We start from the raw sequence: 25432 nt of genomic DNA, 5'->3' as shown, positions 1-25432 counted from the left end.
ATGCCTATTTTGCAAGGCGACATCCAGCTGCGTGCCAGCCGCGTCATGGACGATGTGCCCGAGGGCGGTGGTGGCCCATCGTCGGTCGTGATTGAGTCAGGCCAAGAAAATGCCATCGTCCCCGATATCTCGGAGATGGACCGCGCCACGGGCCGCGCAAACCTGCGTCAGGTGCATGTGTCTGTGCGCACTGACGACCGGGACACCTACCAGGGCAGCAATGTCATCGTGGCAAAGCCGCCCGAGGACCCCAATGTTTCCATCACCTTGTTTGCGACGGGTGAGGTCTATGACACACGGGCCAAGGCGCAAGCTCGGCTGGAGGCTTACCTCAACAAGGGGGCTGAATGGCCAGGCTATCTCTATGAGAACCACATCAAAGGCCAGCGCGTCATTCAGATTTTCCAGCGCTCTGGCACTGAGCTGCCAGCCGTGGGCAAGACGCTGGTTCTGGTGGGCAATGAAGGTCTGAGCAACGAATACGAGCAATATGTTCGCGCCATTCGCGTGACCAGTCTGGAGCGCACGTTTACCTACGACACGGACAAAGACTACAAGGCTCTGGTGGTGACTGTGGAGTTGTCGGATGCGTTGCGCAATGACTTTGTCGGATCTCCGGCCAGTCGTCAGTTCGCTCGTGCGGCCAATAGCGCCCGCTTGCGCGACACTGTGGTCGCAGATGCTGGCAGCTATGTGGGCGTGACCCCTGTGCAAAAAGCCGCAGCGCTGGGCGACTTCACGATCATCGCCAAGACGATCATGACGCAGATCGTGCCTTCGGCGCAGAGCGAGACGCCCATACCTGCGGCGATTCCCTATGCTGCTGCAGGTTTGCCAGTGTCAGGCTCCGAGGCAGTGACCTTCGCGACAGATCAGGCCTGGAGCACCATCACCAGCATGGTGCTGCCCGGTGGCTGCTTGCCCGGTTCACTCAAGATCGTCGTGGGCGGTGCGACCTTCACGGACGTGGGAGGCATCCTCATGTCTGGTACCCAGCAGATTGGCATCGTGGACTATGCCAATGGCGTGGTGACCTCCAGCTCTGGCAGCTACCCAGGCACCAAGACAGTGACCTACCGGCCTGCTGCGTATATGCAGCGCATGCCTCAGTCCAGCGAGATCCGCATCACGGCTGAGAACCGCAGTCAGTCCTATACCGGCTTCATCACGCCGACTCCTGCACGCGGCACCTTGTCTGCAGCGTATCGTGCGCAGGGGCGCTGGTATGTGCTTTCCGACGCTGGAGACGGCGCGCTGCGCGGTACCGATTCCAGCTATGGCGCGGGAACGTACAGCGCAGAAACTGGCAGCTATGTGGTCACACTGGGTGCATTGCCCGATGTGGGCAGCTCCATCGTCTGGCAATGGGGTGTGCCTACGCAAGAGACCGTGCACGCAGCCGTTGACCTGCTCATCAGCCAGACCATTGCCCTGCAACTGCCCGCTGGCCAGGCGCTGTACCCCGGTGCCTTCGATATCAAATGGATGGATGGGCAGATCCAGCGCACTGCTACGGCCAATGCTGCCTGGCAGTTGCAGGGCGACGCCACCGGCGAAGTGCGTGTGGGCCGCTCCGAGGTGCTGTTTGCCCCCAAGCTGATGCCAGCCGTGGGCACAGTGCTCGATGTCACGGTCGACACAGCTCCTGCGGTTGAAGTCAATCTTGCACACCCATCGCGCAACGGCCAGGGCCGACTGGCAGTCTCGGCTGGCCAGGGTTCGCTTGTGCCCTATACGGTCGAAGTTGAGTGGAACACGCTCACGGACACCAGCGTGCTGGGCACATACAGCAAGGCTCAGATTGATGAGATGGGTGTGAGCCTGGTGGACCCGATCCAGATCGCCCGTGATGACGGTGCAGGCAAGTTGATGCTGGATGGTGTGCAAGTGGGCACCGTGACTTATGCAACCGGAGCGATTGACTTAAACCCTGATGTGTCCATTCGGATTCCCAAGCCTCGCTACTCGGCTACGCAAACCAGCGGCAATGTGTGGGTGGGCACAGCCCAGTATCGCCTGAACTATGAAGGCATTGAGTATGTAGCGGCCCCCAGCACCTATCCCAATGACGAAAGCGGCTACGTCAAGCTGCGGTTCCGGACCACTGGCAGCGCAACCCGCAAGACACTGCAGGTGGTCTTCGCACCCGAGTTTGACCTGGTCACTGGCGTGCGGGCGCCCGTGGTGCCTGGCTCTGCTGTGCTTTTGCCCGTAAGTGGTCAGCCATGGAGTGACGATGGCCGTGGCGCGCTGCGGGTTCTGACAGCAGGCGGCTTTGTGACACGCGGCACGCTCAGTTACGCGACGGGGCGCGTGGCACTCACGTCCTGGACGACAGGCAGCAGCAACAGCCTGCGCAGGGCCAGCTGCGTCACGACGCTGGGGGATGCGCTCAGCAGCGCCTTTGTGTTTCGCACAGCTGCGGCTCCCCTGCGTCCTGGCTCACTCACAGTACAGGTACCCCGCGTTGGCGGCGGTGTGCAGAACGTCACGGCTGCCACTGATGGAACCATCAGCGCTTCGGGCGTGGTCGGCACGGTGGACTTTGAGACCGGCCTGGTGCGTCTGGGCTTTGGCGGCATGGTCGTGGCAGTGGGCAATGAGTCCGAGCCTTGGTTTGATCCCGCCAATGTGCAGCTCGATGGCCGCATCTTTAAACCCGCGCCCATTGTGGCCAGCGCCTTGCGCTACTCGGCAGTGGCCTATGCCTATCTGCCTATGAATGCCGACATCATCGGTATCGACCCAGTGCGCCTTCCAAGCGACGGCAAAGTGCCTATTTTTAGAGCAGGTTCGCTGTGCGTAGTGGGGCATACCAAGACCACGTCCCAGCTCAATGTCAGCAACAACCAGACCATCAACTTGGCCCGCACGCGTCTGTCTCGCGTGGCGGTTCGTGATGCGAACGGCACAAACCACCTGACGGGCTTCACAGCGAATCTGGAAGCGGGCACTGTCAGCTTCACCGACGTTGCGGCGATGACCATGCCTATCGTGATCGAGGACCGCATCGAAGACATGGCCACGGCCACGGACGTGCAGATCTCCGGCGAGATCACCTTCAACCGGGCGCTCACGCATGACTATCCCAAGGATGGCACCTATGTGTCCAGCGCTCTGCAGGCCAGTGACCGGTTTGCTCGGGTGAGCCTCGTATTTGCGCAAAAGACCTGGGTTGACAACGCCTGGTCAGACGCGCTCATGGGGCAGGAGCCTCCTGCAAAGTACGACCAGAGCGTCTCGCCTATCGAGATCACCAACGCGGGTGGCACTACCGAGCGCTGGGTGCTGGAGTTCACATCGACCACCCAGTATCGGGTGATTGGTGAGCATGTGGGGGTGATTGCCACGGGCGATATCAATACCGTCTGCGCGCCCCTGAACTCGGCCACGGGAAAGCCATTTTTAACTATTCATCCTCTGGGCTTTGGCGGCGGCTGGGCCATCGGAAACATTCTGCGTATCAACACCGTCGGGGCGCTGTACCCGTTCTGGATCGTGCGCACCATCCAGCCGGGGCCAGAGACTGGCATCGAGCACAACTTTTCCATCCTTGCGCGGGGCGACGTGAACCGCCCGCAATCCAACTGATTCCCCGGAGAGAGATATGGCATCTATCGTAGACACCAGCGTCAAGCACGCATACAGCTCAATGACAGGGGCATCCGTCATCAACGGTACGGCAGGCTCTCTGAACGCAGCGCTAAGAGCATTTCTCGTCACTGGCTGGGGCACAAAAGCCGTGGACTCTGCGGCTATCACCAATGGTGTGTGTCGCTTGACGTTCGCCAGTGGCAAGAGTGCAGCAGAGATTCATGCCGTGATAGCACTGTCCGGTGCTTCGCCAGCGGCGCTCAACGGCGAGCAGCGAGTGACTGCAGTCGCCTCTGGCTGGGTGGAATTTAAAACAGACTTGCCCGATGGCCCGGTGACGGGCTCTCTCAGTTTCAAGATGCCCTCGCTCGGCTGGGAAGAGGTTTTCAGCAAGACCAACGTGTCGGTGTTTCGTCCTGTAGACCCACGAGGTACGCGACCATTTATCCGCATCGATGACAGCAATGCCCTGTTTGCCCGGGTGCAGATGTACGAGTCAATGACCGATGTGGACACTGGCACAGGCATCGCACCAGCCCTGGCGGGCGGCTATTACTGGCACAAGCGCTCGGCAGCCTCGGCAACGGGAGTTTTCTGGATGCTGATCGGTGACAGCCGGGGCTTCTATTACGTTCCTGTGCCGTATGAGGCTAGTTCGGCAGCGAGTGCTGCCTCATACGGTGCAGTCGCAAACTATGTCGGCGACATTAATAGTTACCGCAGTGGCGACGCTTGGTGTGGCTGTCTCACGGGAAGTACAGGCTCCAGCTATGCAGCACGTGAGGGTTGCGTGTTTCAGGGCGGGGACCCTAATGGGCGCACGCTTATGCGTGCAAGTCACGGGATTGGGTCGGCGGTCATCTATGACAAAGTTGCTTTTGGCTCCACTTCCGCTACTTCTGGCGCCAATTCTCTGATGGGGGCATTTCCCAGTCGTGCGGATAACGGATTGCGGCTTGTAGATGTTCTTGTGATGGATGGTGCAATAGCTGCCGGTCCTCGCGGAACGATGCCAGGCGCTTATTTTTGTCCGCAGAATGACCTGGTCGCAGGGTTTGGCGGCAACTTGAAAATCTCGCCCGGAACCGGCGCATTCGTAAACCAGGCAGTTTTGTCTCTGGCGATAGGCAACCCGTCGTCAACAACGGGTAATGGCGTGGCCTTCTGGGCGGCGAACACTAACTGGAGACAGTGATATGGCATCCCAGATTTGGCGCATCACGGGGCTTGATCTGCAGGGGGCGGCATTGGCGCTGTCAGGGCTGGGGCTCACGCAAGCGGGTGTGAGAGTGGAAATCGGTGCTGTACTGACATCGAGTTTCGCCCCAACTGCAGGGAGCTTGAGCGCTTTGCTCGATGGCGATGCGCAGACGAGCTGCACATTCTCAGCGCTCGATGTTGCGATGCCTGGTTTTTATATTGAGATCACCCTATCTGCGAGCTACAGCATCGACGGACTGGTGCTCACTGGGGCATCTTTGCCTCGCAGAGCCTCCCTAACGTCGGTGGATCAAGAGGCTGGATTTACAGCGTGGGCAGCATCAGAAGCAGGAGAGTCTTGGTTTCGCAGAAATCCAAGAAAGCTTGCAGACGCACAGAACTTAAACCCATCGGGGATGTGGCTGCTTAATGAGTCTGGGACAACGCAGGCAGACATTGCTGGCACTCGAACCGCAACTCGTACCGGTGGTGCGATTGTGCCTGCTCAGTTGACGAGTGATGGTGCGCAGGCTTTTGATCCGCAAACAACGGGGAAAGTTGTAGTTCCGGGTATCACAGGGGTCGACGCTTCGACGTTTTCTGTTGTCTTAGATATGCAGACAACAACGACTGATAACTTAGTAGTTGTTGAACACGGCTCAGACAATCAAGGCTGGTCTATTCAAACATGGAGTGGGGTGGCAAATCCGGAGATGCGCGTTTCAACAGGATGCCTACTCATTCCTGTGGGCAGCGCAAATAGTGTGTATGCGACTACCAGGCCCGTCAATGACGGAAAGCCGCACCGAGTTGTGCTGACGTTCGACTCTGTCAACTACGGACGTATTTATGTAGATGGCGCACTGGATACGATGCGGCCGGCTATCGCTGCAGGGTACCGGCTTCCAACATACAACACGAATTATTTGTGTATCGGTTCGAGAAATGGGACCAGCGGTCTGCCCGCAGGCAGCATGATTGGGAGCGTCGCAATTTTCAATCGCGTGCTATCCGGTGCAGAAATCGCTCTTTTGAATGACGCAGTGCCGATCTCTGATGTGCTGGGCGCGACGATCATTGTGCCGATCAAATCTGAGACGATCCCGCAGGGCTTATCTGTCGGTGCCGAGTTACGTGCAGAGCTGCTGTGCGACAGAGAATTCAGTGGCTTGGGCAGCATTTACGGCACTGTTCGGGAAGATGCGGGTCAGCATGTGCTGCAAAGGCGAGTTCGTTTGTTCCGCAGTCGCGATGGGATGCTGGCTCGTGAAACTTGGAGTGCGGCGGACGGCAGCTACAGATTTGATGAAGTCAATGAGCGCTATGAGTACGACATCGAGGCCTGGGATCACGAAAAAGGCTATTTCACGGTCGTAGCGAACAATCAGCTGCCCGAGGTGACTCCATGAGCGAGTTGCCTGAATTCGAGATCTCGGCAGCCCATGCGCTGGTGCGGCTGCAAGCAACGCTCGCATATGTTGATGCTGAGCAGGAGCCGTCACGTATCGCGCTGTATGACGCGAATGAGCAGTTGCTGGTCACGCTCACTCTGACCAAGCCCTGTGGTCAGATCACTGCCGATGGCTCTTTGCTGTTGACGCAAGCTAACGGCGGTGGCGACATGATCATCTCCAGCGGCCAGGCCTCCATCGGCATCTGGAGCACAAGCGACGGCAAACTCATCGGGCGCGGTTTGGTGACTGATGAGGCTGGCCAGGGCCACTTTAAGCTGCTCGGAAGCACGGGCACCCAGCTCTACGCAGGCGGCAAAGCCATTCTGGGCGAAACGCGGATCTACTGATGCCTGCAATCGATCTTGTCTTTAAAAAGCCATGGAAGGCCGGAAATCCGGTCGACTTGGTTTTTGGTGATGACGGCGGTGGCTCGGGCATTCCTGATGCGACGCTGCTCATTGCTGCGCGTATGCCGGGCCTGCGCATCCGGTCGTTGGTGCATGTGCGCAGAGACCTGGTTGCAGCTTGCCGTATGCCAGGCGTGCGCTGTAGCGCAGTGGTGCGCTACAACACAGACACGCCCCGGCCTGTCGTGGCCGACGTCGCATCTATGGCCCAGCAGGCACGGCCAGTTGCCGAGGCCTGGATCTCGGGCTGGCAATCGACAGACTCACTGCCAGAGGGTTGGACATCAGCTGCGCAGGAGGCAACACCTTTGCTGGACCAGTTTGGTGTGGTCTGGAAGGACGGTCAGCGCCTGAATGCAGCTGCCTTGGGGCGGTTTCAGCAGGCGCAGGCACTGCAGGGAGCTGCCGCGCAGGCGCGCTGGCAGAACGGCATAGGCGTGCGGGTGGGGACGGTGGCCACTACCCAGGATGCCGTGGCCACGCGTGCTGGCTGGCGGGTGCGGTTTCAGGAAAGCCTACGCGATCGCCGCTTGCTGCTGGAGACATCGGCTCAGGATGCAGTGGGGCTGCAGTACCTGCTCACTGATGGAGCGGGTCCATCGGTGCCGCTGTACACGGGCTACTTGGTCAGATACCAGCAGGCGATGAAACCGCCTGCAGGCAAGTCGGTACCCAAGCCACCAGAGCCGGAAAAAAGCGGCTGTTACGAGCAGCTCGTCGGCGGGCCGATTGAGCTGCTGTTTTGCAAACCATGGTCTGCATCAAGCGCATTGGTATTTGCCTGCTGTAAGAGCAGCGGGCCACAGCCTGGCAAGGTCATTGTTCCCGTCAGAAAGGTTTACGTCGTGCTTAATCAAGTCATGCTGACGCGGCTGGATACCGGCGCTGAGCTGCCTGCGCTGGGCTTCAATATGTCGCTGGATTTCCAGAGCTGGACATGGAACTGGACGGCATCACTGCATAAAGATGCTGCGGTACACCTGGGTCGCGATAGAGATGGCGATCCAGCGCTGTTGATGGCCAACATCAATGGTGTGCCATTCAAGCTGCGCCTGGAGCGCACCAGTCGTGATCGCGGCTTCATGCCGCAGGAGCGCTGGTCGGTATCTGGGCGCGGCATTGCAGCAGTGTTGTCAGAGCCTTGGGCGAAGTCCATGCCCTTTGGTAATCCCACGCAAACACTGACAGCTCAGCAACTGGCGATCGAGGCGCTCAAAGTCAATGGCGTGTCGATTGGCTGGGATGTCGACTGGCAGCTAGAAGACTGGCAAGTGCCAGCTGGAGCCTGGGCGCTGCAGGGAAGCTACATGGACGCGATCAACGATATCGCTGAAGCAGCTGGCGGCTATGTGCAGCCGCACAACACTGACCAGGTGCTCCGCATTCTGCCGAAGTACCCAGTCGCTCCATGGAACTGGGGCGATGTGACGCCGGATTTTGAGATCCCAGCAGCTGTGGCCGAGGTAGAGGGTACTGAGTTCGTGGACAAGCCCGACTACAACCGTGTGTTTGTGGGCGGTGTAAGTGCGGGAGTGTTTGGGCCGATCACCAGAGCGGGAACGGCAGGAGACTTGATAGCACCTCAAGTGACGCATGCCTTGATTACTGATGCGACGGCGCAAAGACAGCGCGGCCTTGCTGAATTAGCAAACACCAATAGACAAGCTATTTTAACTCTGACGATGCAAGTTTTGCCAGAGGTAGGCGTGATTTTGCCGGGAAATTTTGTGCGTCATCAGGGGTATGAAACCTCTATGGGCATCGTGCGTTCCACATCGGTCAACTGGGCCGCGCCCAAGCTGCGTCAAACACTGGAGGTCGAGACACATGCCTAACCTCTATAAGCAGTTCATGGACCTGCAGTCACCTAGGCCGCTGGAAGTGGGGACGGTCGCTTTTGTGGTCAACGGCGTGGCCACGATCGAAATGCCTGGCGGTGGGCGACTTCAGGCGAGAGGTGCGGCGCAAGCTGGCCAGCGTGTCTTTGTGCGCGACGGCGTGATTGAGGGCGAGGCTCCAAGCCTGACTTACACGCAGGGGGAGGTGTAGCCACAAAAAAGAACGGGCGACCTGGCCAAGTGCTACGAACACCTGACCAGACCCCAGCCGCAGAACCAGCCTGCAAGCTGGCAAGGCCCGCTCACCCTGTACAGAGCGCGCTGAGCCTACCAGACTTTTAAAGGTTTTAAAGGCTTGCAAATGGACGAGATTCGCTGCGGCAACTGCCGCGAGAAGTTAGGTGAGGGCGTGTTTCTGCGCCTGAACATCAAGTGCCCCAGGTGTGGGGCATTCAATCAGCTGAGCGCCAGGAGCGCCGAACCAGAGCCCCTCAGAGGGTCTACAGCTGAAACTTATGACAAACCCAATCGTCCCTTGGATCGGAGGCAAGCGCCGCCTGGTGGACATGCTCTTGAAGCGCTTTCCTGCCCATAGCTGCTATGTGGAGGTCTTTGCCGGTGGTGCGGCGGTTTACTTTGCCCGCCACCCGGCTGACGTGGAAGTCTTGAACGACGTCAACGGCGACCTGGTCAACCTCTACCGGGTGGTGACGCACCACCTGGAAGAGTTCGTCAGGCAATTTAAATGGGCCTTGACCAGTAGGCAGGTCTTTAAATGGCTGCAGGAGACACGGCCCGAGACTTTGACGGACATTCAGCGGGCTGCTCGCTTCTTTTACCTGCAGCAGCAGAGCTTTGGCGGGAAGGTGTCGGGCCAGACATTCGGTACTGCGACGACGGCTCCGGCGATCAATTTGCTGCGGATCGAGGAGAACCTGTCTGCAGCGCATCTGAGGATGGCCAGCGGCACTTACATCGAGCAACTGGACTGGGCGCAATGCATTGATCGCTACGACAGGCAGCACACGTTGTTTTACTTAGACCCGCCTTATTGGGAGACTGAAGGCTACGGCGTGCCGTTTGAGTGGGATCAGTACGAGCTGATGGCAGCGAAGCTCAAGGGGATTAAGGGCAAGGCCGTGATCAGTATCAACGACCATCCGGCGATTCGGGAATGCTTTAAAGACTTCGAGATGGAGGCTTTAAAACTGGACTACACGGTCGGAGGAGGCGCGAATCGCGTGGAGCGTGGCGAGCTGGTGATTTACAGCTGGGCGAGAAGTGAGGAACCGGCAGGACTTTTTTAAAGGTCTGTTAGGTTCTGTGCCAAAGGCGGCGCAAATTTGTGCCAAAGCGCGTGCAAATTTGTGCCAAAGGCGGCGCGACGCAATTGACTGGGTGAAGCGCACCGGTATCTGCCTTGCCGTTACAAAATTATAGGGTGGCATAAAGTGAGAAGCGGCTGAGGTTCATCAAGTGCCACATTTTTTACATGCTGGAAAATGAAGGTCTTTCGCCACTTTCCCAATGAAAACAGGGCGATAAAGTGAATGTAAAACCCTAGGTCTTGTACAAGACTTAAAAATTTTGCACCGGTTGCGCTTAGAATTTTGTATTGTGGGAACGTATTGCAAGGAATAGCAATGCTTCCTGCTGTGTCAGGCCCCATTGCGAAAGCTCGGGATGAAGGCCCAAGGCACGCCCCCACCTTTTCATTACCTGAGACAAGAGATGAGTACGCAGCAACCCACCATCATCTACACCTTGACTGACGAGGCTCCTCGCCTGGCCACCAGCGCATTCCTGCCCGTGATCCGCGCTTTTGCGGCTCCTGCAGGTATCAATGTGGAAACCAGCGACATCTCGCTGGCCGGCCGCATTCTGGGTCAGTTCCCCGAAGTGCTGACAGACGAGCAGCGCGTGCCTGACAACCTGGCCGAACTGGGCAAGCTGACGCTGACCCCTGAAGCCAACATCATCAAGCTGCCCAATATCTCCGCTTCCGTGGGCCAGCTGACTGCTGCCATCAAGGAACTGCAGTCCAAGGGTTACAAGGTTCCCAACTTCCCTGAGAACCCCACGACCGACGAAGAAAAAGACATCAAGGCGCGCTACAGCAAGTGCATTGGCTCCGCTGTGAACCCCGTGCTGCGCGAAGGTAACTCTGACCGCCGCGCACCTGCAGCCGTCAAGAACTACGCCAAGAAGCACCCTCACTCCATGGGTGAGTGGAAGCAATGGTCGCAGACCCATGTGTCCCACATGGAAGAGGGCGACTTCTACCACGGCGAAAAGTCCATGACTCTGGACAAGGCCCGCGACGTGAAGATGGAACTGGTGACCCAGTCCGGCCAGACCATCGTTCTGAAGTCCAAGGTTGCTCTGAAGGACGGCGAAGTCATTGACTCGATGTTCATGAGCAAGAAGGCTCTGTGCGATTTCTACGAAAAGGAAATCGAAGACTGCCGCGAATCGGGCATTCTGTTCTCGCTGCACGTCAAGGCCACCATGATGAAGGTGTCCCACCCCATCGTGTTCGGTCACTGCGTCAAGATCTTCTACAAGGAAGCCTTTGAAAAGCACGGCGCGCTGTTCGACGAACTGGGCGTGAACGTGAACAACGGCATGGCCGATCTGTACGCCAAGATCGAAGCGCTGCCAGCTTCCAAGCGCGAAGAAATCATCCGTGACCTGCACAAGTGCCAAGAGCACCGTCCTCGTCTGGCCATGGTCGATTCCGCCAAGGGCATCACCAACTTCCATTCGCCCAACGACGTGATCGTTGACGCATCCATGCCCGCCATGATTCGCGGCGGCGGCAAGATGTGGGCGGCTGACGGCAAGCCTTACGACTGCAAGGCCGTGATGCCTGAGTCCACCTTTGCCCGTATCTACCAGGAAGTGATCAACTTCTGCAAGTGGCACGGCAACTTCGACCCCAAGACCATGGGCACCGTGCCCAACGTGGGTCTGATGGCGCAAAAGGCCGAAGAGTACGGCTCGCACGACAAGACGTTCGAAATCGCTGAAGACGGCGTGGCCAACATCGTGGACATCGCCACTGGCGAAGTGCTGCTGAGCCAGAACGTGGAAGCTGGCGACATCTGGCGCATGTGCCAGGTCAAGGATGATCCTATCCGTGACTGGGTGAAGCTGGCTGTGACCCGTGCCCGCAACTCCGGCATGCCTGCCGTGTTCTGGCTGGACCCCTACCGTCCTCACGAAGCCGAGCTGATCAAGAAGGTGCAGAAGTACCTGAAGGATCACGACACCAACGGCCTGGAAATCCACATCCTGTCGCAAGTGCGCGCCATGCGCTACACGCTGGAGCGCGTGGCCCGTGGTCTGGACACCATCTCGGTGACCGGCAACATTCTGCGTGACTACCTCACCGACCTGTTCCCCATTCTGGAACTGGGTACTTCGGCCAAGATGCTGTCCGTGGTACCTCTGATGCAAGGCGGCGGTCTGTACGAAACTGGCGCAGGCGGCTCGGCTCCCAAGCACGTTGAGCAGCTGGTGGAAGAAAACCACCTGCGCTGGGATTCGCTGGGCGAGTTCCTGGCACTGGCCGTGTCCTTCGAAGAGCTGGGCATCAAGGAAAACAACAGCCGCGCCAAGCTGCTGGCCAAGACCCTGGACGAAGCCACTGGCAAGCTGCTGGATCTGGACAAGTCGCCTTCGCGCCGTACAGGCGAGCTGGACAACCGTGGTTCGCAGTTCTACATCGCTCTGTACTGGGCTCAGGCTCTGGCCGCTCAGACCGAAGACGCAGAACTGGCTGCCAAGTTCGCACCTCTGGCCAAGACTCTGGCCGAGAACGAAGCCAAGATCGTGGGCGAGCTCAAGGAAGTGCAAGGCAAGGCTGCTGATATCGGCGGCTACTACATGCCCGACCTGGCCAAGCTGGACGCTGTGATGCGCCCCAGCGCCACCTTCAACGCCGCTATCGCTGCAGCGTAAGCAAGGGTTTTGCAGAGCGGGGTAGCCCGCCTGCAGAAACGAAAAGCCGGTGCGCCTGAAAAGGCCACCGGCTTTTTTGATGGCGGATTGCTATATAAACAGAAGCTGCTCGCGCATATTGAATAAGCGCTGGAAGGCTGTTTGACATGAAACTCTATCAATGCCCCTGCTGTGACTATTTTTCGCTCGATAGTTCTGGCGACTACAGCATCTGCAAAGTCTGCTTCTGGGAAGACGATGGAATCGATGTGGATCAGCCCGATGAGCGATCAAGCCCCAACCGCATGACGCTGCGCGAAGGGCGCCGCAATTTTCAGGAACTTGGCGCCTGCGACCCTCAAATGCTCAAGCATGTGCTGCCAGTTGAAGAACGCGGTCAGTTCCGGCTTCAGGTACGTTCACTGGGCTGACTGGCAGGAACTCTGCGCATACCCGGCGCCTGCTTGCGCGGGCGGCTATCATGAATGCCTGAGCGGCAATGTGCCATGGTTTGCCAAGTTCCAGTGGTGCAAACGCCCGTTGCCGCAGTATCCATTCGCGCCACAGACCCATTCAAAAGACCACATGCCCATCAAAAAACTTCTGAAGTCCACCGTGGTGGCTCTGGCGATTGCCTCCAGTGGCTCTCTTTTTGCGCAGGGCACGCCCATCAATGCGGCTGCGTTTGATGCACTGGTGGCCCAAGGCCCCGTGGCGGATGCCGCAACCATTGCCTCCAGCACCTGGGCCACCAAGATCAAGCAGGCGGGCAAGCTGCGCCTGGGCACGACGCAGACCTCCAATCTTTTCTCGCTGCTCAATGAAAAAGATGGAAAGATTCGTGGCTTTGACGCCGGTGTGGCCGAGCTGATCACGCGCTACATCCTGGGCGATGCAAGCAAGTACCAGTTTGCGCAGGTGAACTCGTCCACGCGCGAGCAGGTGCTCATCAACAACCAGGTGGATATGGTGATCGCCACGTATTCCATCACGCCTGCCCGTGCCGAGAAGATTTCATTCGCGGGCCCCTACTACACCTCGCAGGCGGGAGTCTTGGTCAAGGCCAACAACAAGTCGATTCAGTCTTACGCGGATCTGGCAGGCCAAAAGGTGGCCACGCAGGCGGGCTCTACCGGGCCTGTCATTCTGGCGAAGTTCGCCCCCAAGGCCGTGGTGCAAGAGTTTCAGACCCATCAGGAGTCGCTGGATGCCCTGCGACAGGGCCGTGTGCAAGCCTATGTGACGGATTACACCCTGCTGCTCAATGCCCTGAGCCTTGGCACTGCCAATGCGCGGCTGGCCGGAGCGCCTTTTGGCGAGCAAGACCCCTATGGCATTGGGCTGCCCAAAGGATCTGACGGCGTGGCCTTCATCAATGGCTTCTTGAAGAAGCTGGAAGCTGACGGCACCTGGGCCAAGCTCTGGATGGTTTCCATCGGGCAGCGCACGGGCGCCACAGTGGCCCCCAAGCCGCCTGTGCTTCCTTAAATAATGGGTGAAGTTTCCAAGCTTCTGGCGGAGTATGGGCCTGCCTTTGTGCAGGCCTTGTTGCTGACATGGAAGCTCACAATCGCATCGTTCATACCCGGCGTTCTGCTGGGTGTGGTCGTGACCGTGCTGCGGCTGCTGCCAGTGCCACCACTGCGTTTTGTGCTCACCATTTACGTTGAAATCTTCCGCAACATCCCCAGCGTGGCGCTGCTGATTTTCATGGTGTTTGCGCTGCCCGATCTGAATGTGGTGATCGACTACGAGCCCAGCGTGATTCTGACTCTGGCACTGGTCTGCTCGGCGTTCACGGCAGACTATCTGCGTACCGGCATCAACACCATTCCCGGCGGGCAGATCGAAGCGGCAATGAGTCTGGGCATGCAGCCCATGCAGATCGTCACAGCGGTGGTGCTGCCGCAGGCGCTGCGTGCAGTGGTGCAGCCCATGACCTCATTGCTGATTGCCATCATGCTCTCGACGTCTCTGGCCTCTCAGGTTCCGTTTGAAGGGCGCGAGCTGACAGCGCTGGTCTCCAAGATCGCCAATGACTCTGCCGCCGGAATCGCGGCGTTTGCGGTGGCGGCGGCGCTGTATGTGCTGACCGGCTTGCTGATAGCCTGGGCCGGCGCCACTCTTGAAAAGAAGCTGCGAATACTGCGATGAGCCGCTCTCTGGAAGACATTCTGTTCGGGGCGCCTGGCCCACGAGCCCAGACCATCACCAAGGTGGTCAGTGCGGTGGCCGCTGTCCTGCTGCTGGCGCTGCTGGTCGGTGTTGTGCTGCAGTTTCAGGAGGCCGGTCAGCTCGAAGCGCCATTCTGGGAATTCTTTACCCTGCCAACCACCTGGGCCTTTCTGGGCAAAGGCCTGCTGGGCACACTGGCCTCGTCGGCCATGGCGGCTGTGATTGCACTGCTTCTGGGGCTGGTGCTGCTGCTGGGGCGGTTATCGCCTGTGCGTTTGGTGCGCTGGCCTAGCATTGCAGTGATCGAATTTCTGCGCGGTACGCCCACGTTGCTGCTGATCTATGTCTGTTTTCTGGTGTTGCCGTCTGTGGGAATCAAGCTCAGCACCTACTGGATGCTGACTTTGCCCATAGGCCTGAGTACCGCTGCTGTGGTGGCCGAGGTGTACCGCGCAGGCGTGCTGGCTGTGCCGCGTGGGCAGAGCGATGCGGCCAGAAGCCTGGGCATGACGGAGGCTCAGGCCTTCTTCCTCGTTATCTTTCCGCAGGCGCTGCGCTACATCGTTCCCGCGCTGGTGGCGCAACTGGTCATCGTGGTCAAGGACACCACGTTCGGCTATGTCGTCACCTATGGCGAATTGATGCAGAACGCCAAGGTGCTGATCGCGAACTATCAGTCGCTGGTGCCGGTGTATCTTGTCGTTGCGGCGATTTACTGCCTGGTGAACTATGCAATCTCGCGGGCAAGCAAGCGCCTAGGCAGGCCCGTGCATTGACAGCCGCTTTTTGCAAATTGTCGCTATTAAAAGAGAAGCTTTTTGCGCATGATATGCATAGGCTAGAGGCTGATTTATCTTCAATGGGAGGATGGCATGAACATGCCGCTGTATCAGTGCCCGTGCTGCGACTATTTCACGCTCAGTGACCGTGGCGAGTACGACATTTGCCCCGTCTGCTTTTGGGAAGACAGCGGCTGGGATGTGGACAGCCCCGACCAATACTCAGGCCCCAATCACATGACACTGCGCGAGGGGCGGCGCAATTTTCAGTACTTTGGCGCCTGTGATTACCGGTCGCGCAAAAGCGTGCTTGCACCCGCAGAGCGCGGCCGATATCAGCACCAGCCACGGGTGCTGCACAAAGTGGCATCAGTCTGCGTGCAGCAGTGATCGCCTTGCCGCATCCACCCATTGCAGAAACCGAATACTCGGGTGCTGGCGCAGCAGCGGATAGCGTCTGCGGTGATAGCAATCCCAGTAGCTGGCCGCCTGTTGTTTGCAGAGTGTCACAAGCTGCGGGTTTTGGGCCGCAAAGCGCCCGTAACTCGGGGCAGAAAGCTGATGGATGTGGGCCGCCAGAAACTCGGCAATTTCCAGCACATAGTCTCCGCCCAGTGGGACGATGAAGGGCACAACCCAGGCGCAGTCCTGTGCGATGAGCTGGCGCAGGCAGGCTTCACGCACATGCCCGTTGGCGTGGCGGCTGCCCAGGCACAAGGCCAGCCACTGCGTGGGGCCGGTGGTTTTCTGAATGCATTGCTGCAGCCGGTGTTCGTCGTAATACACGCGATACGGCACATGCAGCAACTCTTCATTTACGTTGACGGTAAAGCCGGGGTAGGGCTCGAACGCCTCGCCCTTGCCAAGCCGTTGCAGAAGATCAGGCGCAATGTCCTTCAGGGCTGCTGGAAACTGCGGCTGATAGCGCATGGGGCTGGAGTATGGCTGGGAGGTTTCAGCGCCTGAAAGGCTCGCCGCTGAGCTTGCTGCCCGCCTGAATGCCGCGCTTGGCAAACCAGCCCTGGTTCATCTCCAGTACATAGCGAACGGGCTTGGCCGAGCAGTGGGAGTCTTCGGTCATGGGCTTCATATCGGCCAGGTTGACGATGGTGCCGTCATCGGCCACAAAGGCCGCCGTTAGTGGCAGCACGGTGTTGCGCATCCAGAAACACTGCACACCGGGCACTTCAAAGATAAACAGCATGCCTTCCTGCTGGGGCATTTCACGGCGGAACATCAGGCCAATTTCACGCTGCTGCTCGGTGATGGCCAGCTGCGTATCAATGCGGTACATGCCTGCTGTCAGATCAACACGGCGCAGGTTCATCTGCGGCTGACCATTGCTTTGCGCCACGGCGGCGGGGGCAAAAAAACCAAGCAAGGTGGAGCAGGCCAGGGTGGCCAGGGCACTGCGCAAGAGGGAATTCTTGCCGGGGCGCTGGTGTTGAGGTCTTGTCTTGTCAGGGGTGAGGTTCTTCATGAGCCTAGCTTGCCAAACGGAGAGGGGTGGGCGCCACAAGCGGGAATCTGACGCGTCAGGACAGAAAGCCGCTGTTTGTGCACAGTGTGCATCAGCCAGCATGCCATAAGAATCGGGTTTTACAGGTTCTGACACACAGGCTGGTGATGGAGGACAGGCGCGGGAAACACTGTTTCGTGTTTGACAGATTTTTATCCGGCTTTTCTTAAAATTTGCTTTGTTCGTGATGCCAAAATCGAGGGCAAGATAAAGCACCATAAAGGTGCGCCGCCGCACAGTATTCAAGACTAGGAGATTCCACAGCATGAGCCAGTCCCACATCCAGGTTCCGTCGCAGGGCGAGAAAATTACGGTCAATGCCGATAAGACGTTGAATGTGCCCGATCAGCCCATCATTCCCTTTATCGAAGGCGATGGCGTGGGTATCGACGTGACGCCCGTGATGCGCAAGGTGGCGGATGCGGCGGTGGCCAAGGTTTATGGCAGCCAGCGCAAGATTGCCTGGATGGAAGTGTTTGCCGGTGAAAAGGCCACGCGTGTGTATGGCCCCGACATGTGGCTGCCGGAAGAAACCGTGGCTGCTGTGCGTGACTATGCGGTGTCTATCAAAGGCCCGCTGACCACGCCCGTGGGCGGCGGCATTCGCTCGCTGAACGTGGCGCTGCGCCAGGAACTGGACCTGTACGTGTGCCTGCGCCCTGTGCAGTATTTCAAGGGCGTGCCTTCGCCGCTGAAAGAGCCAGAGAAGACCAATATGGTGATCTTCCGTGAGAACTCGGAAGACATCTACGCGGGCATTGAGTACGCTGCGGGCAGCGACAGCGCCAAAAAGCTCATCGATTTCCTGTCCCGGGAAATGGGCGCCAACAAGATTCGCTTCCCCGAAACTTCGGGCATCGGCATCAAGCCTGTCTCGCGTGAAGGTACGGAGCGCCTGGTGCGCAAGGCCATCCAGTACGCCATTGACAACAACAAGCCCAGCGTGACCCTGGTGCACAAGGGCAACATCATGAAGTTCACGGAAGGTGCTTTCCGTGACTGGGGTTATGCGCTGGCGCAGCGCGAGTTTGGTGCCGAGCTGATCGACGGCGGCCCATGGTGCCGTCTGAAGAACCCGAATACGGGCAAAGACATCATCATCAAGGACTCGATCACCGATGCCTTCCTGCAGCAGATCCTGATGCGTCCGGCCGAGTATTCGGTGGTGGCGACGCTGAACCTCAATGGCGACTACATCTCGGATGCGCTGGCGGCGCAGGTGGGCGGTATCGGCATTGCACCGGGCGCCAATATGTCAGAGAGCATTGCCTGCTTTGAAGCCACGCACGGCACGGCGCCGCGCTACGCAGGCAAGGATTATGTGAACCCAGGCTCCATGATTCTGTGCGCCGAGATGATGCTGCGCCACATGGGCTGGCGCGAGGCGGCGGATCTGATCGTGGCTTCGCTGGAAAAAGCCATTCAGAGCAAGCATGTGACCTATGACTTTGCCCGTCTGATGGATGGCGCAACCCAGGTTTCCTGCTCGCGCTTTGGAGATGTCGTGATCGGGATGATGGACTGATTTGTCTACCCTCTGAGGCGCTCTGCGCCTTCCCGCAAGGGGGACGACGCCCTCGCCGCGAGGCGGCTCTTGCTTGGCGTCCCTTTGTTGGGCCTCGCGGTTTTTTGTACTGCGCCCGAATCAAAAACAGCCCTGAAAAGGGCTGTTTTGCTTGGCGCTGCTGTTTCAGCGCTGTGGCAGTTCGCAGCCGTCAGGGCCACAGCTGGGGTCCGTGCTGTCACTGGTTTGCTGCTTGAGGCCAGCCACCTGTTCGGCCCAGTCGCTCAGTTGCTGGGTCCAGCCGTCCACATCGCCCAGCCATTCGCCAATGTCGATGCGCTGAATAGCGCGCTGGCCGGGTTGTTCGGGGTGGTCAAACTCCAGGCCAATGGTGGGGAAGCCCTGGCCTTGGAGCATGTTCAGCCACTGGCGGCTTTCTGTAATGTGCTTTTGCGTAGCTGCGCCGCTTTGCTCGGCATAGGCGGCGTCAAAAGCCGTGCTGTCCAGGCCGATGCTGCCAGCCAGTTCGCGCAGCACGGCGCTTTCGCTGATGCGGCGGCCATCGACATAGTGGGCCTTTTGTTCGGCCGAAAGCATTTCCAGGCCCAGGCCGCCCAGTGATTCGGCTGCCAGCAGGGCGGTGGTGGGCGGCTCGGAGTCCAATGGTGCGCCGATGTCGTTCAGCAGACCGTTGAAATAGGCATCGCCAAACGGCTGGCCCGTCATTTCGGCAATGCGCTGATCGCTGGCCATCACTTTTTCCCGCCAGTCGGCGGTGATGGTGCGGGTGTGCGCGCCGGTCAGCATGCCGCCGGCGTGCCACTGCACGGCGATGCCGGGCACGCTGCGTGCCGCCTTGACCAGTGGCGCAGCGGCATAGCACCAGCCGCACAGCGGATCAAAGACATAGTGCAGAACGAGTGGGGGAAGCGTGTTGTTATTCATGGTGCGCTGATCACGAGATTGCAGACAGCTGGCAATGTACGCGCAGATGCACGGACGCGTGAATGCAGCAAACAGATGACCTTGGCTGTGAACTTGGCAAAATGCCAGCGTCATTCATTGTTTTGAGCTGTCCATGCGCCTGAACGCCACACCGCCCCAGAAGAACACTGCAAGCCAGGAACCGTCCACCCAATCGGTGGCGCGGCGCAGCACCATGATGTTTTTGCTGTTCTGGCTGGTCGTCATGGGGGTGATGTATCTGGCCATGCAGCATTTCCTCAAGCCCGCGCAGGCTCGGGTGCAGGCCGACGGCAGCGTGCGCATTGAGCGCGGCATGGATGGCCACTTTCGCGCGCGTGGCTCCGTCAATGGCCAGCCGGTGACGTTCATGGTCGATACCGGGGCAACTTCGGTGAGCGTGACGGATGCGCTGGCCAGCAAGGCGGGGCTTGAAGGCGGTGAAAAAGCCCGCTTTCGCACGGCCAACGGCGAGCGCGATGGCCGTATCGTGGTGGCCAGCGAGGTGCGCGTGGCCAGCCTGGTGGTGCGCGATCTGCATGTGGGAACGGGTTACACCGGCGATGACAGCGACGATGCACTGCTGGGGCAGAACTTTCTGCGCTACTTTGATGTGCAGATGAGCGGCGATGAAATGTTGCTGCGGCCGCGTAAGTAAGCGGGATTGAAAATTCAAGGACTTCTGATTTGATAGCTGCCAGCGCTTTATGGATAGGGGCTGGAGCTTGATTTGTTGAATACGCCGGGGCGCAGTTGTGCAAGCAGCTGCGCCCCGTGCGGTTTTGGCGCTGCGCTCTGAAGCCCTGCCCAGCATCTGCGAAAATACGCCCCATCTCAGGGAATGAGCGGGGCTGGCAAGTTTGTCGCAGCCGTCGTGCGTATCGAGGCTCGATCCACACCCTTGCTTCGTGGCCTGCTGCCAGATTGGCTTTTATCAATGACAGCGGGTTCTTCATGTTGCCGAGCCTTCAGGCCGACTGCCGATTCATGGCAGCCTGCCGATGCCCGACCACGCCATTGCCCGCAGGTCTCTGATGACGCGGGCGTAGCCATGGATGTCTGCCGTGTCCCACCGCCAGCCCGTTCGCGTTCCTGAACGCCACCAGTTCGATGCTCTGATCGATGCCCGCTCGCCTGCCGAGTTCGCGCTGGACCATATTCCCGGCGCCATCAATTGCCCCGTGCTTAGCAACGAAGAGCGTGCCGAGATCGGCACTATTTACAAGCAAGTCAGCCCATTCGAGGCCAAGCGTCTGGGCGCATCCTATGTGTCGGCCAACCTGGCTCGGCACCTGCGCGAAACCTTTGCCGACAAGCCTGCCAACTGGAAGCCACTGGTCTATTGCTGGCGCGGCGGCCTGCGCAGCGGCTCCATGGTGACCTGGCTGCGCCTGGTGGGCTGGGATGCGCAGCAGCTGGCCGGTGGCTACAAGGCGTTTCGCGGTCATGTGATCGAGCAGCTGGAAACCCAGGTGCCGCAGCTGCAGATGCGTGTGCTGTGCGGCGCGACTGGCTCGGCCAAGACCCGCGTGCTGCATGCGCTGGCCGAGCGCGGCGAGCAGGTGCTGGACCTGGAAGGCTATGCCAACCACAAGGGCTCGCTGCTTGGCGGTTTGCCTGGCATTGAGCAGCCCAGCCAGAAGCGTTTTGAGACGCTGCTGGCAGAGCAACTGGAGACGTTCGACCTCTCGCGCCCCGTGTATCTGGAAGGCGAGAGCGCCAAGATCGGCCGCGTGGGCCTGCCGCTGGTGCTGGTGCAGCATCTGCACAAGGCGCCGGTGATTGAGGTGCGCGCCACCACGGCTGCGCGCCTGTCCTATCTGCTGCGCGACTATGCCTATCTGGGCGATGACCCCGAAGCTCTGGCCACCAAGCTGGGTTGGCTCAAGGAACTGCAAGGCAATGAAACCGTGGGCCGATGGCAGCAATGGGCCAGAGCCAAGGACTTGTCGCCCCTGTTTGAAGAGCTGATGCTGCGCCACTACGACCCGCACTACGAACGCTCCCAGTCCAACCACTTCCAGCAATGGCCCCAGCGTCAGGTGCTGGAGACCGATGATTTGTCGGACGAGGCGATTGCCCGCCTGGCCGAGCAGGTCATGGCGCTGGAGGCGCGTTGATTGGCCTCAGGCCTTTGGCGGTGCTGAATGGGCTCAGATGGATGCCAGCGGGCGCACCATCAGCACTTCGTCGAAAAACTCCCCGTTGACATACAGAGCAGCAGGCTCTCGGCCATAGGTCTGAAAACCTGCTTGCTCATATAAACGTAGCGCATTGTGGTTGGTGGTATTGCATCCCAGCATTAATTGCCTTAGTTGCAGAGCGCTGGCGTGTACGATGGCTACCTCCAGCAGGCGACGGGCCAAGCCCTGACCACGCGCCTGCAGGCTCACATACATGGCAAAGAGATGGCCTTTGTGCGCCGTCTTTTCCCCGGTATCGCGGTACATGCCCAGCGTGGCGCAGAGCTTGTCATCTTCATCAAATCCGCCCCACATGATCTGACCGGGCCCGCCACCAAAGCGATGCAGTATCTGCGCATCTTCCAGTGCCTGTTCGGTGCTGGGCGTGGCACCAAAGGCGCTGGGGCACTCCGTCAAAGCCTGCAGGCGAAGGGCGCGATAGCTGCGAAGGTCGGACTCGGTCAGTGGGCGTATCTCATAGGGCATGCGCCAAGTTTAGGGTCTGTTGAGAATTGAGCGAGGTCGCGAAGGATCCTCGCCTAAATCTCAACAGACCTTAGACATGCTCCATGAAAATCGGAACCAGCGACAGCAGCAGCAGCCCCGCCATCACCCCATTGAAGATGCGCAAGGCCTGAGGCGTGCGCAGCGCACGGCCTACGGTGCTGCCAAACAGGGTCCAGACGCTGATGCTGGGGTAGTTGACCAGGCCCAGCACCAGTGCTGACAGCAGCAGGTTCATGAAAAAGCCCTCGCGCGGGGTGTAGGTGGCCACCACCCCCACCGCCATGATCCAGGCCTTGGGGTTGACCCACTGAAAGGCGGCGGCTTGCCAGAAGCTGAAGGGCTGGCTGCCCGATTTGCCCTGGTCCACGCTGCCAGACAGCGCAATCTTCCAGGCCAGCCAGACCAGATAGGCGGCGCCCACGTATTTGAGCAGGGTGTAAATGCGGGGCTCGGCCTCGAACAGCTTGCCCAGGCCTGCGCCAATCAGCAGCACCATCACCACCACGCCCAGACAGATGCCCAGCATATGCGGCACGCTGCGGCGGTAGCCAAAGGTGGCACCGGAGGCGGTGAGCATCACATTGTTGGGGCCGGGCGTGACGGAGCTGACAAAGGCAAACATGGCCAGCGGCAGGATGAAAGCAGTGGAGGTGGTCAGATAGGACATGGCAGTCTTGGTCGGGGCTTGTTGTGTGCTCCATGCTAATGGCTGAAATCAGTACAGTAGCAGTACACTTGTGCAGGCCAGTTAATGAGCTGGCCTGCTTTCATGACCCGGACACTTTCTTCCTGACTCTTCTTGACCCTGTTGGAGCCAAGCCATGCTGGACGCCAAGCCCGAGCTCGAATCCGAATCCGAATCCGCCTCTGCAGCCCAGACCTCTGGCACTACAGCCGCCGCCATGGGCTGGCAGCCCATGCGCTCCAGCGCCATCGGGCTGGCAGAGCAACTGGTGGAGCATTTCGGCACCCTGATTCGCAACCACGGAATGCGCGCCGGTATGCGCCTGCCGTCGGTGCGGGCGCTGGCGCAGGCCTCAGGCGTGAGCCGTGATACGGTGGTTCAGGCCTATGACCGGCTGGCTGCGCAAGGGCTGCTTCAGTCGCGGCGCGGCAGCGGGTTTTATGTGGCAGCGCAGCGCCGTGTGGTCGAGCCTGCGGCGCAGATGCAGGCGGCTGCGGCGCAGTCTCTGGAGTTTGATACGGCCTACTTGCTGCGTGGCATTTTCCGAGAGGGAGGGGACGGCACGGGCAGCGCGGGCTGCCTGCCTGCGCACTGGATGGATCAGGGCCTGATAACCAGCGCCATGCGGGCCATTACCCGCCAGGGTCCCAAGGCGGAGCTGAGCCTGCTGAGCTACGGCCAGCCACAAGGCCATTTGCCACTGCGCCAGCAGATTGCATCGCAACTGCAGGCGCAAGAGGTTCCCGCTCACCCGGAGCTGAATCTGATGACCGTGGGCGGCGTTACCCAGGGTCTTGATCTCATCGTGCGCTGCTTTCTCAAGCCTGGCGATACCGTGCTGGTGGAAGATCCCGCATGGTTTCTGATCTTCGGGCGGCTCAAGCTCATGGGCGTCAACGTGGTGGGCGTGCCGCGCCTGCCCGGTGGGCCGGACGTTGCGGCGCTGGAGTCTCTGGCCCAGCAGCACAAGCCCCGGCTTTTCATCCTCAACACCGTGGTGCACAACCCCACGGGCCTGAGCTTGTCCGCAGGTGTGGCCCACGAGGTGCTGCGCATTGCCGAGCGGCACGATTTTCTGCTGGTTGAAGACGATACCTATGCCGATTTTCTGGGCAGCATGCCGCTGCGGCTGGCGGCGATGGACAGGCTGCAGCGCGTGATTCTGGTGGGCGGCTTCTCCAAAACCTTGTCCGGCTGCCTGCGTGTGGGCTATGTGGCGGCCAGGCCTGAATATGTGCACCGGCTCACCGATATGAAGCTGCTGTCAGGGCTGACTTCGTCGCTGCCTGCCGAGCAGATCGTGCACCACATCCTGGCCGATGGTTCCTACCGTAAGCATGTGGACCGGCTGCGCGAGCGCGTGGACAGGGCCCGCAACCGCTGCCTCCGCAAGCTTGAAACGCTGGGCTGCCATGCCCATCACGAACCTCTTGCGGGAACCTTTGCCTGGGTGGACTGCGGTGTGGATACCGAAGTGCTGGCAAGGCAGGCGGCGGCCAGCGAGCTGCTGCTGGCTCCGGGCGTACTATTTTCGCCTCAGCAAGTCAGCAGCAGCATGCTGCGTGTGCCCGTGGCCATGGCCGATCAGGCAGCGCCCTGGAAGCTGCTGGAGCAGCTTTTGGCGCAGTTGCGGCGCTAGGGTCTGTTGAGATTTAGGCGGGGATCCTGTCGCTGCAACCCGAAGGGAAGGAATCTGGCCGCCCGCCACTCGTTGTTGCGTTCCAGTTATGGGGATACATCGGGTAGGCACCCGCACGGCGTCACGCGCCTAGATTGGCAAGCGGCCAGAATCCTTCGCGACCCCGCTCAATTCTCAACAGACCCTAGGCTTGCACGGCTCGTGATTCACGATTGATAACAAATCTGTAGCGCAAACCCCAGCAAACAAGCGGCATCTGCTGCTATGTTTGCCCAATGTCTGCAGCCCATGCCATTTGCCATGAGACCGCGTTAAGCCATCCCAGCCTGCGGGCTGTGCTTGCGACTGCGCTGCTGAGCGTGCTGCTGGCAGGCTGCTCCAGCGCGCCCACCAACCACGGCAAGGTGGAAGGGGAGGGCTTTCGCGGTGGTGAGCTGCTGCAATCCGACAGCAACCGCATGGCCACGCTGGCCATGAAGGAAAACCTGGACAGTCTGTTTGCGCTGATGGACAAGCTCTACCGCCGCAACCCCGGCCAGTGGCGTGCCACAGCCGAGAGTCGGGAAGCCGCCGTGGCCTATGTGCGCATTGCCGTGCTCGAGCGCCAGCCCTGGCATGAGCTTCAGGGCAAGCGCGATGTGGCTGCGCTGTCACTGGCGCTGCAGCCCGATTTTGCCGGCGACCGCATTGCGGCTTTTATCTACGCGGCGGGCGATATGCTGATTACTGCGCACGGCGGGCGTACCTCGTTCACCCTGATCGATGGTCTGGACCCGCAGCATGTCTTCAATGCAGCGCGCAATCTGGAAATTGCCAACTGGATTCTCAACTCGCGCCGCGCCACAGATGGCAAGCCCTTGCTGCTATCAAATCAGATAGCAGACAGCGAGCGCAACCTCAGCTTTGAGCGGGAAATGGGAAAAATCATTGGCAGGCTGGACCTGATCGCCAGCTACACCACAGAGCGCTATCGCCGCGCCGTCATCGGCTATGGGCAGGGCTTGATCGCCGGGCCATTCATGCAGTTTTTGCCAGTGCGCTGA

24 protein-coding genes are annotated in these 25432 nt (G+C 59.6%); 19 read left to right on the top strand and 5 right to left on the bottom strand.

Going from position 1 to position 25432, the window contains the following annotated elements; all coding sequences use genetic code 11:
* The 14 genes from JDW18_RS12390 to JDW18_RS12325 all read left to right on the top strand — a co-directional run bounded on the left by JDW18_RS12390 (nucleotide 1) and on the right by JDW18_RS12325 (nucleotide 15779).
* Complete coding sequence (locus tag JDW18_RS12390; protein WP_218239761.1) at nucleotides 1–3591, top strand: hypothetical protein; 3591 nt, start codon at nucleotides 1–3, stop codon at nucleotides 3589–3591.
* 16 nt (nucleotides 3592–3607) lie between these two features.
* On the top strand, nucleotides 3608–4789 hold the full coding sequence (locus JDW18_RS12385; RefSeq protein ID WP_218239760.1) for a hypothetical protein: 1182 nt from the start codon (nucleotides 3608–3610) through the stop codon (nucleotides 4787–4789).
* 1 nt (nucleotide 4790) lies between these two features.
* Nucleotides 4791–6203: a LamG domain-containing protein gene (locus tag JDW18_RS12380; RefSeq protein ID WP_218239759.1), complete on the top strand. Its 1413-nt coding sequence runs from the start codon at nucleotides 4791–4793 to the stop codon at nucleotides 6201–6203.
* On the top strand, nucleotides 6200–6595 hold the full coding sequence (locus tag JDW18_RS12375) for a hypothetical protein (RefSeq protein WP_218239758.1): 396 nt from the start codon (nucleotides 6200–6202) through the stop codon (nucleotides 6593–6595). The genes JDW18_RS12380 and JDW18_RS12375 overlap by 4 nt, the downstream gene beginning before the upstream one ends.
* Entirely contained in the window at nucleotides 6595–8490 is a 1896-nt protein-coding gene (locus tag JDW18_RS12370) for a hypothetical protein (protein ID WP_246609863.1), read from the top strand. The genes JDW18_RS12375 and JDW18_RS12370 overlap by 1 nt, the downstream gene beginning before the upstream one ends.
* Complete coding sequence (locus tag JDW18_RS12365; RefSeq protein WP_218239757.1) at nucleotides 8483–8704, top strand: hypothetical protein; 222 nt, start codon at nucleotides 8483–8485, stop codon at nucleotides 8702–8704. The genes JDW18_RS12370 and JDW18_RS12365 overlap by 8 nt, the downstream gene beginning before the upstream one ends.
* Nucleotides 8705–8854: 150 nt before the next feature.
* Entirely contained in the window at nucleotides 8855–9088 is a 234-nt protein-coding gene (locus JDW18_RS12360) for a Com family DNA-binding transcriptional regulator (RefSeq protein WP_218239756.1), read from the top strand.
* A complete protein-coding gene (locus JDW18_RS12355) occupies nucleotides 9009–9800 on the top strand; it encodes a DNA adenine methylase (protein ID WP_218239755.1) in 792 nt (263 codons plus the stop codon). Before JDW18_RS12360 ends, JDW18_RS12355 begins: the two co-directional genes overlap by 80 nt.
* A gap of 424 nt (nucleotides 9801–10224) precedes the next feature.
* The gene (locus JDW18_RS12350) at nucleotides 10225–12456 is read left to right on the top strand and encodes an NADP-dependent isocitrate dehydrogenase (RefSeq protein WP_218239754.1); all 2232 of its coding nucleotides are present in this window, start codon (nucleotides 10225–10227) and stop codon (nucleotides 12454–12456) included.
* Nucleotides 12457–12602: 146 nt separating this feature from the next.
* Nucleotides 12603–12866 carry a CPCC family cysteine-rich protein gene (locus JDW18_RS12345; RefSeq protein ID WP_218239753.1) on the top strand — a complete coding sequence of 88 codons (264 nt, stop codon included), beginning with the start codon at nucleotides 12603–12605 and terminating at the stop codon, nucleotides 12864–12866.
* Between the two features lie 154 nt (nucleotides 12867–13020).
* Nucleotides 13021–13923 carry a glutamate ABC transporter substrate-binding protein gene (locus JDW18_RS12340; protein WP_218239752.1) on the top strand — a complete coding sequence of 301 codons (903 nt, stop codon included), beginning with the start codon at nucleotides 13021–13023 and terminating at the stop codon, nucleotides 13921–13923.
* A gap of 3 nt (nucleotides 13924–13926) precedes the next feature.
* On the top strand, nucleotides 13927–14589 hold the full coding sequence (locus tag JDW18_RS12335) for an amino acid ABC transporter permease (RefSeq protein ID WP_218239751.1): 663 nt from the start codon (nucleotides 13927–13929) through the stop codon (nucleotides 14587–14589).
* Nucleotides 14586–15386, top strand: coding sequence for an amino acid ABC transporter permease (locus tag JDW18_RS12330; RefSeq protein WP_218239750.1), 801 nt, complete (start codon nucleotides 14586–14588; stop codon nucleotides 15384–15386). Before JDW18_RS12335 ends, JDW18_RS12330 begins: the two co-directional genes overlap by 4 nt.
* A gap of 96 nt (nucleotides 15387–15482) precedes the next feature.
* A complete protein-coding gene (locus JDW18_RS12325) occupies nucleotides 15483–15779 on the top strand; it encodes a CPCC family cysteine-rich protein (RefSeq protein WP_246609861.1) in 297 nt (98 codons plus the stop codon).
* On the opposite strand, the gene JDW18_RS12320 is transcribed toward JDW18_RS12325, so the two are convergent.
* Nucleotides 15759–16319, bottom strand: coding sequence for a hypothetical protein (locus JDW18_RS12320; RefSeq protein ID WP_218239749.1), 561 nt, complete (start codon nucleotides 16317–16319; stop codon nucleotides 15759–15761). The genes JDW18_RS12325 and JDW18_RS12320 overlap by 21 nt on opposite strands.
* Nucleotides 16320–16344: 25 nt before the next feature.
* Nucleotides 16345–16869, bottom strand: a complete 525-nt coding sequence (locus JDW18_RS12315; RefSeq protein ID WP_218239748.1) for a DUF192 domain-containing protein — start codon at nucleotides 16867–16869, stop codon at nucleotides 16345–16347.
* A 304-nt stretch (nucleotides 16870–17173) separates the two neighbouring features.
* On the opposite strand from JDW18_RS12315, the gene icd reads away from it, so the two are divergent.
* Complete coding sequence (icd, locus tag JDW18_RS12310; RefSeq protein WP_218239747.1) at nucleotides 17174–18433, top strand: NADP-dependent isocitrate dehydrogenase; 1260 nt, start codon at nucleotides 17174–17176, stop codon at nucleotides 18431–18433.
* Between the two features lie 165 nt (nucleotides 18434–18598).
* Here the strand turns inward: icd and JDW18_RS12305 are convergent, their stop codons facing one another.
* Nucleotides 18599–19357 carry a DsbA family protein gene (locus JDW18_RS12305; protein WP_218239746.1) on the bottom strand — a complete coding sequence of 253 codons (759 nt, stop codon included), beginning with the start codon at nucleotides 19355–19357 and terminating at the stop codon, nucleotides 18599–18601.
* 133 nt (nucleotides 19358–19490) lie between these two features.
* On the opposite strand from JDW18_RS12305, the gene JDW18_RS12300 reads away from it, so the two are divergent.
* Together JDW18_RS12300 and mnmH are read left to right on the top strand one after the other, a co-directional pair.
* Nucleotides 19491–20033 (top strand): retropepsin-like aspartic protease family protein, encoded by a 543-nt coding sequence (locus JDW18_RS12300; protein ID WP_218239745.1) that lies wholly within the window; start codon nucleotides 19491–19493, stop codon nucleotides 20031–20033.
* 406 nt (nucleotides 20034–20439) lie between these two features.
* A complete protein-coding gene (gene mnmH / locus JDW18_RS12295) occupies nucleotides 20440–21495 on the top strand; it encodes a tRNA 2-selenouridine(34) synthase MnmH (protein ID WP_218243880.1) in 1056 nt (351 codons plus the stop codon).
* Nucleotides 21496–21528: 33 nt separating this feature from the next.
* Here mnmH and JDW18_RS12290 read toward each other — a convergent pair whose 3' ends face one another.
* The gene (locus JDW18_RS12290; protein WP_218239744.1) at nucleotides 21529–22044 is read right to left on the bottom strand and encodes a GNAT family N-acetyltransferase; all 516 of its coding nucleotides are present in this window, start codon (nucleotides 22042–22044) and stop codon (nucleotides 21529–21531) included.
* 70 nt (nucleotides 22045–22114) lie between these two features.
* Entirely contained in the window at nucleotides 22115–22732 is a 618-nt protein-coding gene (locus JDW18_RS12285) for a LysE family translocator (protein WP_218239743.1), read from the bottom strand.
* 154 nt (nucleotides 22733–22886) lie between these two features.
* Between JDW18_RS12285 and JDW18_RS12280 the strand changes: the two genes are divergently transcribed.
* Together JDW18_RS12280 and JDW18_RS12275 are read left to right on the top strand one after the other, a co-directional pair.
* Nucleotides 22887–24389, top strand: coding sequence for an aminotransferase-like domain-containing protein (locus JDW18_RS12280; protein ID WP_218239742.1), 1503 nt, complete (start codon nucleotides 22887–22889; stop codon nucleotides 24387–24389).
* A gap of 275 nt (nucleotides 24390–24664) precedes the next feature.
* The gene (locus JDW18_RS12275) at nucleotides 24665–25432 is read left to right on the top strand and encodes a hypothetical protein (RefSeq protein WP_218239741.1); all 768 of its coding nucleotides are present in this window, start codon (nucleotides 24665–24667) and stop codon (nucleotides 25430–25432) included.

This window comes from Comamonas fluminis (genome assembly GCF_019186805.1).
Taxonomy (GTDB): domain Bacteria; phylum Pseudomonadota; class Gammaproteobacteria; order Burkholderiales; family Burkholderiaceae_C; genus Comamonas; species Comamonas fluminis.
This window is presented reverse-complemented; position numbering and strand designations above follow the sequence as displayed.